Annotated in this window: 3 protein-coding genes; all 3 read left to right on the top strand. The window is 44.3% G+C overall.

What is annotated here, in order from left to right:
- Positions 1-172 precede the first annotated feature (172 nt).
- The gene (locus tag QUA01_RS19075; protein WP_333091950.1) at positions 173-5,566 is read left to right on the top strand and encodes a trifunctional serine/threonine-protein kinase/ATP-binding protein/sensor histidine kinase; all 5,394 of its coding nucleotides are present in this window, start codon (positions 173-175) and stop codon (positions 5,564-5,566) included.
- 80 nt (positions 5,567-5,646) lie between these two features.
- On the top strand, positions 5,647-11,565 hold the full coding sequence (locus QUA01_RS19070) for a trifunctional serine/threonine-protein kinase/ATP-binding protein/sensor histidine kinase (protein WP_333091952.1): 5,919 nt from the start codon (positions 5,647-5,649) through the stop codon (positions 11,563-11,565).
- A gap of 209 nt (positions 11,566-11,774) precedes the next feature.
- Complete coding sequence (locus tag QUA01_RS19065) at positions 11,775-13,322, top strand: calcium-binding protein (protein WP_333091954.1); 1,548 nt, start codon at positions 11,775-11,777, stop codon at positions 13,320-13,322.
- Positions 13,323-13,329 lie beyond the last annotated feature (7 nt).

The raw sequence follows: 13,329 nt of genomic DNA, 5'->3' as shown, positions 1-13,329 counted from the left end.
TAACAAAAATAAGAATTGCTCAGTTTTTAAACTGCCTTACTTCAGTGATCCATATCACAAATATGGAGCCATATATGTCATCTTGATTTAAAATAATAATCACGGGACTGGGAAACTGTATTGGCTTCTGCTAATGTGGAAATAGCTCGCTGAGGACGGGAACAATAAAAGTATGGCAAGTATAAATTTTACATTGAAAGGTTATCAACTTCTCGATCGCATTTACTCAGGAACTCGCACCCTAGTTTATCGAGCTTTCCGCACGGGCGACACACAGCCAGTAGCCATCAAAGTCCTGCGGAGTCAGTATCCCAGCTTCAGCGAACTGGTGCAATTTCGCAATCAGTACACGATCGCCAAAAATCTCAACTTGCCCGGAATCATCGAAACCTACAGTTTAGAACCCTACCAAAACAGCTATGCGCTGGTAATGGAAGACTTTGGGGGAATTTCTCTGAACGAATGGATGGAAAAAGGGGAAACTGGGCCGTCTCTGAGCGAGTTTTTGCCAGTGGCGATCGACCTGTGCAATACCTTAGATATACTCTATTGCGAGCGAATAATTCACAAAGATATTAAACCTGCGAATATCTTAATTAATCCTGAAACTAAGCAAGTAAAATTAATCGATTTTAGTATTGCGTCTTTATTGCCACGAGAAACGCAAACCCTGCTCAATCCCAATGTGTTAGAAGGGACACTTGCATATATTTCTCCCGAACAAACCGGCAGAATGAACCGAGGAATTGACTATCGTACAGACTTCTATTCTTTAGGTGTCACCTTCTACGAATTACTGACAGGAGAGTTACCCTTTCAATCCAATGACCCGATGGAGTTGGTGCATTGTCATATTGCTAAACCAGCACCTTTAGTCCATGAAATCAACCCCAAAATCCCCTCTTTACTCTCAAAGCTGGTCAGCAAATTGATGGCAAAAAATGCGGAAGACCGCTATCAGAGTGCATCTGGATTGAAAGATGATTTACAAAATTGTTTAACTCAACTCCAAAAAAATGGGAAAATTGAAAGCTTTAAAATAGCTCAAAAGGATCTGTGCGATCGCTTCCTGATCCCAGACCAACTCTATGGACGAGAAGCCGAAGTATCAACTCTATTGCAAGCATTTGAGCGAGTCAGTACCGGAACAACAGAAATGATGCTAGTAGCTGGTTTTTCTGGGATTGGGAAAACTGTGGTAGTTAATGAAGTTCATAAACCCATTGTGCGGCAACGCGGTTATTTTATCAAAGGAAAATTCGACCAGTTTCAACGGAATATTCCCTTCTCTGCTTTCGTCCAAGCATTTCGAGATTTAATGGAGCAATTATTAACAGAAAGTGATGTCCAGCTAGAGCGATGGAGAAACCAAATATTAGAAGCAGTTGGAGAAAATGGACAAGTAATTATTGAGGTGATTCCCGAACTAGAACACATTATTGGCAAACAGCCTTCTGTACTCGACCTTTCTGGCAGTGCTGCCCAGAACCGCTTCAACTTACTGTTTGAGAAATTTATCCAGGTGTTTACCACCAAAGAACATCCTCTAGTCATCTTCATTGATGACTTGCAGTGGGCAGATTCAGCATCACTGAAGTTGATGCACCTGCTGATGAGTAAAACTGATAGTCAGTATCTCTTGCTGATTGGCGCATACCGGGATAACGAAGTTTCGGAAGCTCATCCATTAATGTTGATGCTGCAAGAGCTGGAAAAAGCAAAGGCAACCATCAATACCATTACGCTAGCTCCCCTGAATCGGGCATCAATAAACGAATTAGTTGCAGATACGCTTAGTTGTTCTCTGAACTTGGCATTGCCGTTGACAGATCTGGCAATTGGCAAGACAAAAGGTAATCCCTTTTTCACCACACAATTTCTCAAAGCATTGCATGAAGATGGATTAATTACCTTTAACTTTGAGGGTAACTATTGGCAGTGCGACATTGCCCAGGTGCGATCGCTCTCGCTCACCAATGATGTCGTAGAGTTCGTAGCTGTGCAACTTTTGAAATTGCCACTAGAAACCCAAACGGTTCTCAAACTGGCAGCTTGCATCGGGGCGCAGTTTGATTTGAATACCCTGGCAATTGTTTCAGAACAATCCCAGATAGACGTAGCGACGGCGTTATGGAAAGCCTTACAGGAAGGTTTGATTTTACCAATTACCGAAACCTACAAGTTCTTCCAAGCTGCTGATATAGAAACATCAGCACAAGAGATTGCCGTACCCTACAAATTTTTACACGATCGAGTACAACAAGCCGCCTATTCCCTGATTCCCGATGACCAGAAAGCCTCGATCCATCTGCAAATAGGTCAACTGCTGCTCGATCGTACATCGGACATAGAACAGAACAACAAACTATTTGATATAGTCAATCACCTGAACAGGGGATTGAAATTGGTCGCCCGACCCGCAGAACGAGAGAAAATTGCCCACTTAAACGGACTCGCTGCCAAAAGAGCCAGGTCTGCAACCGCATATCAGTCTGCTATGACCTACGCAACTACGGGAATCACGCTGCTAAAGCCCGATTGCTGGCAAAGTCAATACGAATTGGCTCTAATGTTGCATGAATTGGCGGCTGAAAATGCCTTTCTGGCTGGAGAACGTGAGCAAATGGAACATTGGGTTCAGATAGTATTACAGCAAGCCAAAACACTACTCGATCGGGTGAAAATCTACGAGATAAAGATTCAAAACCATATATTCCAGCATCAATTCTTGGATGCGCTCGCCTTGGCGAAACAAGTGCTAAGTCAATTGGGTATTCAATTACCCGATTGTCCTACTCAGGAAGATATTCAGAGGGGATTTGAGCATACGGTGAACCTGTTGGCAGGTAGACCGATCGAGGAGTTATTAAACCTGCCCCCCATGACGGCATCTGAACCCCTGGCAGCGATGAGAATTGCCGCCAGCGCTGCACCAGGCATTTATAATACAAATCCTTTGTTATATCCATTACTGATTTTTTCGCAGGTAAATGCCTCGATTCAACATGGCAACGCACCGTTCTCTGCCTTCTTTTATGTCAGCTATGGCCTGCTCTTGAATGGCATTTTAGAAGACATGGAAGCGGCAGAGCGGGCTGGCAAGCTAGCGTTAGCGGTAATCGAAAAACTCAATGCCAAGGAGGTTGAATGTAGAATCCGCGTCATATTGGGGGCATTTGTTCTGCATGGAACTACTCATTTGCAAATGTCAGTGCCAGTTCTACGGGAAAGCTACCAAATTGGATTAGATACCGGAGATTTGGAATTTGCGGGTTATGGCGCATTTCATAGCTGCAAAGATGCCTACTTCAGCGGTCAGGAACTCTTAACGCTGGAGCGAGATATCCACGTCTACAGTCAGATGCCGAAGAATCTCAAGCAGGTTCAGACGTTTAACTGCTTTCAAATACTCAGACAGGCGGTTTTAAAACTGTTGGGCAATGCTCACAATTCCCAGCTTTTGGTGGGCGATATGTGCGACGAGGCGCAGTTCCTACCCCAGTTGTTGGCAGCGAACGATCTGCAGGGGCTTCATTTCTTCTATCTGCATAAACTGATTCTTGGCTACCTGTTTGGTGAAACGGCGCAATCCCTGTCAGAGATTGCGACTGAGGGCAGACAGTATTTAGCAGCAGGGGCAGGTATTGTTACGGTGCCAATCTTTTACTTCTATGATTCTCTTGCTGCTTTAACTGGAGATTGTAGTGGGGATTCTGATTTGACCGATCGCTTGCAACGGGTAGCAGAGAATCAGACTTCGTTGCAGAAGCGAGCGCACCATGCACCGATGAACTTCTTGCACAAGTGGCATTTAGTGGAGGCAGAAAAATGTCGAGTGTTAGGTGAAAAAGCCTCAGCGATGGACTTGTACGATCGTGCCATTTCAGGAGCCAAAGAAAACGGTTATATCCAAGAAGAAGCACCTGCTAACGAACTGGCGGCAAAGTTCTACCTCGACTGGGGCAAAGAGCGCATTGCCCAAGAATACATCACCCAAGCCTACTACGGCTATGCTCGCTGGGGTGCTAAAGCTAAAGTTGCCGACTTGGAAAGGCGCTATCGGCAACTGCTGGCTCCCATATTACAGCAAACCCGTTCTCCCCTCTCCACTAATGAAACCATCTTCGCCTTGGGAAGTCTCACTTCCACAATTGGAGCAACTTCTAGCAGTAGCAGTGTCTCTGTCGCTTTAGATTTAGCTGCAATTCTCAAAGCTTATCAAACTATTTCAGGTGAAATCGAATTTGAAAAACTGCTTTCATCGTTGCTTTCGATCCTCATCGAAAATGCGGGAGCCAATAAATGCGTGTTAATGCTCTTGCGAGACTCGCGCCTACTGATTAAAGGGTCAATTACTGTGGGAACGGAACCAGTCGTATTGCAACGCCTTCCCATTGAAGAGTGCCAAGACATTCCCCACAAACTAATTTACAAAGTCAAGCACGAGCGGCGAACTGCTGTGCTGATTGATGCTAGTGCCGATCCGACTTTAGCTAATGACCCGTATATTATTCGTCAGCAGCCTTCTAGTATCTTGTGCAGCCCGATTTTGCATCAGGGCAAGTTGTTGGGCATTTTATATCTAGAAAATACTTTAGTAACGGGGGCGTTTACGAGCGATCGCGTGGAACTGCTAAATTTGCTATGCGCTCAAGCTGCCATTTCCCTAGAAAATGCCCAACTTTATGAGCAGTCACAAACCAATGCTCAGCAGCTAGAGCAAGCCTTATATGACTTGCAGCAAACCCAATTGCAAATGATTCAAAGCGAAAAGATGTCGGCTTTGGGTAATTTAGTTGCTGGCGTGGCTCATGAAATTAATAACCCCGTTGGCTTTATTGCTGGCAATTTGAATGAAGCCAAACGCACAGTTCAAGACTTAACCGAACATCTCAATCTCTATCGATCTCGCGCCCCGGAAATAGAGATTGCCGACCATGCCGAAGATATCGATTTAGACTATATCATAGAAGACCTGCCCAAAATCATCGACTCGATGCAACTGGGATGCGATCGCATCAAAGATATCAGCACTTCACTCCGCACCTTTTCTCGGGCTGACAAAGACTACAAAGTGCCCTTCAATATCCACGAGGGTATCGACAGCACGCTCTTAATTCTCAAATATCGATTGAAAGCCAACGATCAGCGACCCGCTATTGAAGTCGTCAAAGACTACGGCAATATTCCGGCGCTCGAATGCTTCCCTGGGCAATTAAATCAGGTATTTATGAATATTCTGGCCAATGCCATTGATGCCTTAGAAGAAGCCAATATCGGTCGGGTTTTTGCCGAAATCAAAGCCAATCCTAACTGCATTACCATTACAACTGTCCGGGAAAATCAAGGGGTAAAAATTGCCATTTTTGATAATGGAAAGGGCATGAGGGAGGAAGTTAAAGGCAAAATATTTGACCATTTATTTACGACCAAAGCTGTGGGAAAAGGCACGGGATTGGGATTAGCGATCGCCCGTCAAATTGTGGTAGAAAAACACGGTGGTTCAATTCACGTCAATTCTCGACTAGGAGCGGGAACAGAATTTATCATCACCTTACCAACTTAAGTAGAGCAAAAAAATAATTTTCCCCCTGTATCTCAGACTCATTTTACCAACAAAACACGAACTTTACGTCAACAATAGCAATGAATAACTCCCCTAAAAAACCTAACCTAAACACAAATTGTCAAATTCCCAACTATCAAATTATCGAAACCCTTTATTCAGGCAGTCGGACTTTAGTTTATCGAGCTATCCGTAGCGATGACCGATTACCTGTTGTTATCAAACTACTGAAAAATCCCTATCCCAGTTTCAGCGAACTGGTGTCATTTCGCAATCAATACACTATTGCGAAAAATCTCAACTCAAGATTAATCGTCCAAACGTACAGCCTAGAACCGTACCAAAATGGCTATGCCTTAGTCATGGAAGACTTTGGCGGGATTTCTCTCAAGGAATGGAGAGCCCTAGGATACATACAATCTCTAGAAGATTTTTTAGTTATAGCCAGAACCCTGTGCGATACCTTAGATGTACTCTACCAAGAGCGGATTATTCATAAAGATATTAAACCCGCCAATATCTTAATTAATCCCGAAACCAAAGAAGTCAAATTAATCGACTTTAGTATCGCCTCTTTACTCCCAAGAGAAACGCAAACACTGATGAATCCCAATGTCTTAGAAGGAACACTGGCTTATATTTCTCCAGAACAAACAGGCCGAATGAATCGGGGAATTGACTACCGCACAGACTTCTATTCCTTGGGCGTGACTTTATATGAATTACTGACGGGAGAGTTACCGTTTCAATCAAACGAGCCGATGGAATTAGTGCATTGCCATATTGCTAAAGAAACCCCTTGTGTCTGTGATTTAAATCCACAGATTCCCTTAATGCTCGGAGAAATTATTCGCAAGCTGATGGCGAAAAATGCCGAAGACCGCTATCAGAGTGCATTGGGACTAAAACATGACCTTGTTACCTGCTTAGAACAGTGGCAAGAAACAGGCAAGCACACCTGGTTTGATTTGGGACAGCGCGATATTAGCGATCGCTTCATCATCCCCGACAAACTCTACGGACGAGAAAAGGAAGTGCAGACATTACTGGAAGCCTTTGGTTATGTGGCCAATGGTGGGTCTCAACTGATGCTGGTGGCCGGTTTCTCCGGCATTGGCAAAACTGCCGTTATCAATGAAGTGCATAAGCCGATCGTTCAGTGGAGCGGCTACTTCGTCAAAGGGAAATATGACCAATTTCAACGGAATATTCCTTTCAGTGCTTTTGTCCAAGCCTTTCGGGATTTAATGGGACAGTTGTTAACCGAAAGCGATGCACAAATTCAACAATGGAAAACCCAAATATTATCAGCACTGGGAGAAAATGGACAAGTAATTATTGAAGTCATTCCCGAACTAGAGATAATTATCGGTCAACAACCACCCCCACCAGAATTATCAGGAACGGCGGCACAAAATCGATTTAATTTATTGTTTCAAAAATTTACCCAAGTTTTTACCAGCGCCGAACATCCCTTAGTGATGTTTTTAGACGATTTGCAATGGGCAGATTTGGCATCGCTGAACTTAATGCAGCTTTTAATGGCTGATACGGGTTATCTTTTATTAATTGGTGCATACCGCGATAACGAAGTCAACCCAGGACATCCATTGATGCTGACTTTGGGCGAGATGCAAAAAAAACAAGCAACGATTCATACAATTACTTTAGCGCCCCTGAGCCAAGTAACCGTAAATCAATTCGTTGCAGACACGCTGAAATGTCCGGGAAATTTAGCAGTAAATCTTTCTCAATTGATCTATCAAAAAACTCAAGGAAATCCGTTTTTTACCACCCAGTTTCTCAAAGCATTACATCAAGAAAATCTCATTCAATTTAATTTTGATTTAGGCTGTTGGCAATGCGATATTGCCCAAGTGAATCAGCAGGCACTTACAGATGATGTAGTGACCTTTATGGCATTGCAATTACAAAAATTGCCGCGATCGACTCAAAATGTATTAAAATTAGCAGCTTGTATTGGCAATCAATTTGATTTAGCTATTTTGGCAATTGTTTCGGAACATTCAGAAATAGAAACTGCTACTGAGTTGTGGAAAGCATTAGAAGAAGGATTGATTTTACCGAGTAGTGATGTTTATAAATTTTATCAACAAGAGTCATTAGTAAATAGTCATTGGTCATTTGTAAACGAAGAACAACAAATGACCAATGACCGAGTACAAATGACAGCTACCTACAAATTTTTACATGACCAAGTACAACAAGCGGCTTATTCTTTGATTCCAGACTATCAAAAACAAGCAACTCATCTCAAAATTGGACAGTTACTTCGAGAAAATTTATCAGAAATAGAACAAGATGAAAAACTGTTTGATATTGTGGAGCATTGTAACAAAGGAATTAAGTTAATTACTGAACCGAAAGAACAAGAAAGATTAGCTGAATTAAATTTAAAAGCTGGAGGTAAGGCGATACATTCTACAGCATACGCGGCAGCAAGGACATATTTCCAAATAGGAATCGAGCTACTACAAACAAACTGTTGGCACAGCCAGTATGAATTAGCTTTAAACCTCCATATTGCGGCGGCTGAAGCTAGTTATTTGAATAGTGACTTTGAGGGCATGGAACAGATAGCAACAATCGTGTTGCGATCGGCTAAAACGATTTTAGATAAAATAAAAATTTATCAAATTCAAATTGCAGCGCAAGTTTTACAAAGTAATGTGCTGGAGGCGATCGCTATTGGCAGACAAGCATTGGAGCAATTGGGGGTTGAACTGCCTGCAGAACCCGATCCATCCCAGACTAGCAGAATGCTACAAAGCCTTGCTACCCAACTCGAAGGTAGACAAATTGAAGACTTGAGCGATCTGCCATTAATGACAGATCCTAACGCTCAGGCTGCAATGGAATTGATGGCAATGTTGTTTTCACCAATTATTCAAGGAATGCCCGGTCTATTGCCCTTGCTGAGTTCGATGATGGTGAATTTATCCCTTCGATCGGGGAATACCGTGGCATCAACAACTGGGTATGGTATTCATGGCATGGTATTGTGTGCTTTCTTGGAAGATCCTTCCGCAGGCTATGCTTTTGGTAAATTGGCTCTAAGTTTACTGGAAAAATTTAATATACAAAAGATTAAATCCAGCGTGATGTCTCTATTTGGTTGCTTTATTCAACATTACCAAGAGCGGTTGGATGCTACGATCCCGACTCTAAAAACAGCTTACCAGGCTGGCGTAGAAACTGGAGATTTTTTACACGCTGGTTTTGCTCTCGGTGGTCACAGTAATGGCCGATTTTTTAGCGGTGAAGAACTGAATAGTTTTATTGAAGACATGGCTGATTATAGTGTGGCATTGGCTCAGGTGAAACAAGAATCGGCTCGAGTATATGTGAATTTAGGAAAACAAACAGCAGAAAACTTGATTGAATTAGTCAGTCAACCATATTGCTTGATCGGCAATGCCTATAATGAAACGTTGATGCTAACTAAGCACCAGCAAGATAACGATTTAACAGCGATGGCGCAAGCCTATATCTACAAACTGCTGCTTGCTTACTATTTTGGTAATTATACAGATGCACGCAACTATATTGCCCAAGCCAAGCTGTGTTTAATGGCAGTATCGGGATCGATTTTTGTTCCTATTTTCCATTTTTATGCCGCGCTAACTCATCTAGCACTCTTCCCTACCCAACCAGAACCGGAGCAAGCCGAACTGCTTGCTGGTGCTGCCACCCATCAAACGATTCTGCACCAATGGTCGCACCATGCCCCGATGAACCACTTGCATAAATGGTATCTAGTGGAGGCTGAACGTTATCGAGTTTTGGGTGAAAAAATCGCAGCCAGCGAGTGTTATGACCGAGCCATAAATCTTGCTCAAGAACATCAATTTATCAACGAAGAAGCTCTCGCCAATGAATTGGCAGCCAAGTTTTACTTGCAATGGAATAAACAGCGCATCGCGCAAGAATACGCGATTGAAGCTTACTATGCTTATGCTCGTTGGGGTGCAAAAGCCAAAGTCGCTGATTTAGAAAAACGCTATCCGCAATTACTTGCTCCCGTATTACAGCCAACTCGTTCTGCTCTTTGCACTAACGAAACTATCTTCGCCTTGGGGACTGTGACATCCACCAGTTCCGCTATTTCTAGTAGCAGTGCTTATGTGGCTTTAGATTTAGCTGCGGTTCTCAAAGCTTCCCAAGCTATCTCAGGCGAAATCGAACTCGAAAAACTCCTTTCATCGTTGCTTTCCATTATCATCGAAAATGCGGGAGCCGATAAATGCGTGTTAATGCTGTTGCTAGACGATCGCCTGTTGATTAAAGGCTCGATTACCCTGGGGACAGAGCCAGTCGTGTTGCAGCGCCTTCCCATTGAAGAGAGTGAGGGAATTCCTCTGAAGCTGATTTACAAAGTCAAGCACAACAGGCAGACTACCGTAATAGTTGATGCGAGTACCGATCTGACTTTAGCCAATGACCCTTATATCATGCGCCAGCAGCCGAAGAGTATTTTGTGCAGCCCGATTTTGTATCAAGGGAAGTTGATGGGCATTTTATATCTAGAAAATAATTTAGCAAAGGGTGCTTTCACGAGCGATCGCGTCGAACTGCTGAATTTACTTTGCGCTCAAGCTGCAATTTCTCTAGAAAATGCGCGACTCTATCAAAATTCTCAAAAATATGCACAACAGTTAACACAATCTCTAACACAATTGCAGGCTAGTGAAATCCGTTTTCAAAATTTAGCAAATAATATTCCTGGTACGGTGTACCAATTACGTCTGGGGGCTGACGGTTCAATTTCAACACCTTATGTCAGCTCTGGCTGTTTCGACTTATATGAGTTAGCACCAGAGTTAGTGATGGCAGGTGTACATAGCCTTAACGCTATGCATCATCCTGATGATGACCTAACTATTACACAAGCAATGATCTACTCTGCCCAAAATCTAACACCATTTGAGCAACAATGGCGTATTATTGTGCCTTCAGGAATCGTAAAATGGGTTTTCTCTGCTGCTAGGCCAGCGCGCCAAGCAGATGGTGCAATCTTATGGGATGGAGTGGTAATTGATATTAGCGATCGCAAGCGAGCAGAACTTGCTGTGCAGCAAAAAACGCAAGATTTAGAACAAGCGCTAACCGAGTTACAAAACGCTCAATTACAAATAGTTCAAAGTGAAAAAATGTCTGCATTGGGTAATCTTATGGCTGGGGTGGCTCACGAAATGAATAATCCTTTGGGTTTTATTTCTGCTAGTCTCCACCAAGCAAAACCAACATTTAATGACATTGTTGAACACTTAAAACTCTATCAAGAAACGCTCACAGATCCACCTGAAAAAATTATCGTTCATGCCGAAGAAATTGACTTGAATTATAGCTTGGAAGATTTGCCAAAAGTCATTGATGCCATGTCTGTCGCGTGCGAAAGGTTAAGTAAGATTAGCACTTCACTACGAACATTTTCCCGTGCGGATCGCGATTATAAAGTTATTTTTAATATTCACGAAGGCATTGACAGCACGATTTTGATTCTCAAACATCGTCTGAAAGCTAATAACCAACGTCCCGCCATTGAAGTGATTACCAACTATGGCGATTTACCTCAAGTCGAGTGTTTTTCCGGACAGCTAAACCAGGTATTTATGAATATTTTAGCTAATGCTATTGACGCATTAGATGAGTCAAATATTGGACAAGGCTTTCATTCAATCAAAGCAAATAAAAATCGAATTAATGTCACTACTTCAACTGTCGATAATTTTGTAAAAATTACCATTGCTGATAATGGCAAGGGAATGAATGAAGAGTTAAAACAAAAGATATTTGACCATTTATTTACTACAAAAGCTGTGGGCAAGGGGACGGGATTGGGATTGGCGATCGCCCGCCAGATTGTAGTCGAAACCCACGGCGGTACAATTGAGGTGAATTCCCATCAGGGAGAGGGAACTGAATTTGTGATAGTTTTACCTATTAGCGAACAAAAATTGCAGCCCTTCGTCATTTAATAAAATTAGGTTCGTAGCGCGGACTTTAGTCCGCGCTACGAACCTATTTGTCGATCGCCCATCAAGACACTCGCAGCCATCTCCCCCACTCCTAGGCAAGATGGCCCAAATCTCAACTATGCTAACGTAGGCAAGCAGCAATGCCTTGTCATGAAGGCGATTGACATACTTTAAAACAATTGATTTGATTAAGGAGCGGTGTATCCCCTATGGCAAACCTGATCGGCACAGACAGCAACGACTTTATTTTAGGAACTCCGCAGGGCGATCGAATTCGTGCTTTAGATGGCGATGACACGCTCCTGGGTGCGGGAGGAGATGACACCCTAGAAGGGGACGCGGGCAACGACCAACTGCTCGGAGGCGACGGAGCAGATTCGCTGTTTGGGGGCGAAGGAAATGACGAACTCATTGGCAACCAAGGCCGCGATTTTGCTTTAGGCGGAAACGGCGACGACTCAATTCTCGGCGGTTTGGGCAACGACGTCCTCGAAGGCAACGACGGGTTAGACACTGTATTCGGAGATGCCGGCGACGACGTGATTCGCGGCAACGCGGGCTTTGATGTGATTGCCGGCGGTACTGGCAATGACAGCCTGGTGGGGGGTGACGGCGACGATTCGGTGTTCGGGAATGCTGATGACGATTTTCTCTACGGAGATTCGGGGAATGATTCTCTCAACGGCGGTAGCGGCGGAGATCAACTGTTTGGCGGTGACGGCAACGACTATCTCCTCGGTGCCGACGGCGACGACACTTTGTATGGTAATGACGGCACTGATTCGCTCTTCGGTGACTCCGGCAACGACCAAATATTCGGGGGGAAGGCTGACGATACGGTTTTTGGCGGCAGCGGTTCCGATACGCTTCGCGGCGATTTAGGCGATGACTCGGTAATGGGAGATGAAGGCAACGACTTCCTCTTCGGTGGCAAAGGTAATGATGTTCTAGACGGCGGTTTTGGCGATGATTCCTTGGCCGGTGGTCTCGGTGACGATACAATTTTGGGCAGTTTCGGTAATGACAATTTATTTGGGGCAGAGGGTAATGATTCTCTGATCGGAGGTGAGGGTTCGGATACTCTGACTGGCGGTAGCGGCAGCGATGTCTTTGGATTGGGAGCGGGCCCTGGAAGTTTGGTTTTAATTACTGATTACAATGAGGCAGAGGATTTCTTTGGACTGCCGAGCAGTTTATCTTTCAGTCAACTGCAAGTGAGCCAAGGTAACGGCGCAAATCTCCGAGATACTGTAATTACGATCGACGGCAAGCTTTTAGCAATTTTGGTAGACACTCCATCGGCGCTGATTGATGCCAATGATTTTATCTCTGTGAGCGCGACGTCTAGCCCCAGGCCGACTACTACGACTACGACTACGACTACGACTACGACTACGATAGGAACTCCGACTCCGACAACTGCGACTCCGACTCCGACTCCAGAGACAACTCCGACTCCGGCGACAACTCCGACTCCGGCGACAACTCCGACTCCGGCGACAACTCCGACTCCGGCGACAACTCCAACTCCGGCGACAACTCCAACTCCGGCGACAACTCCAACTCCGGTGACAACTCCGACTGCTTCGAGGATTCCGACTGCGCCGACTATTACGGCGCCTGATTCGATGGTGTCAATTAGTTCGATCGCCCCGACTCCTACTCCCGGGCTGTTGCCAATGCCTGGCCAGACGCAGATTTTTCCTTCGATGCTGCCGAGTCCGACACCCGTACCTCCTACACCTTTCGGGTTCTAGGGGCGCG

It is taken from the genome of Microcoleus sp. S36a_B3 (assembly GCF_036700745.1).
Classification (GTDB): Bacteria; Cyanobacteriota; Cyanobacteriia; order Cyanobacteriales; family Microcoleaceae; genus Microcoleus.
The sequence above is the reverse complement of the archived record's forward strand: the minus strand, read 5'-3'. Positions and strand labels throughout refer to the sequence as shown.

Excerpts from the sequence above, each read along its gene's own strand:
- QUA01_RS19075 (WP_333091950.1), top strand. The coding sequence starts at position 173 with ATGGCAAGTATAAATTTTACATTGAAAGGTTATCAACTTCTCGATCGC.
- QUA01_RS19070 (WP_333091952.1), top strand. The coding sequence starts at position 5,647 with ATGAATAACTCCCCTAAAAAACCTAACCTAAACACAAATTGTCAAATT.
- QUA01_RS19065 (WP_333091954.1), top strand. The coding sequence starts at position 11,775 with ATGGCAAACCTGATCGGCACAGACAGCAACGACTTTATTTTAGGAACT.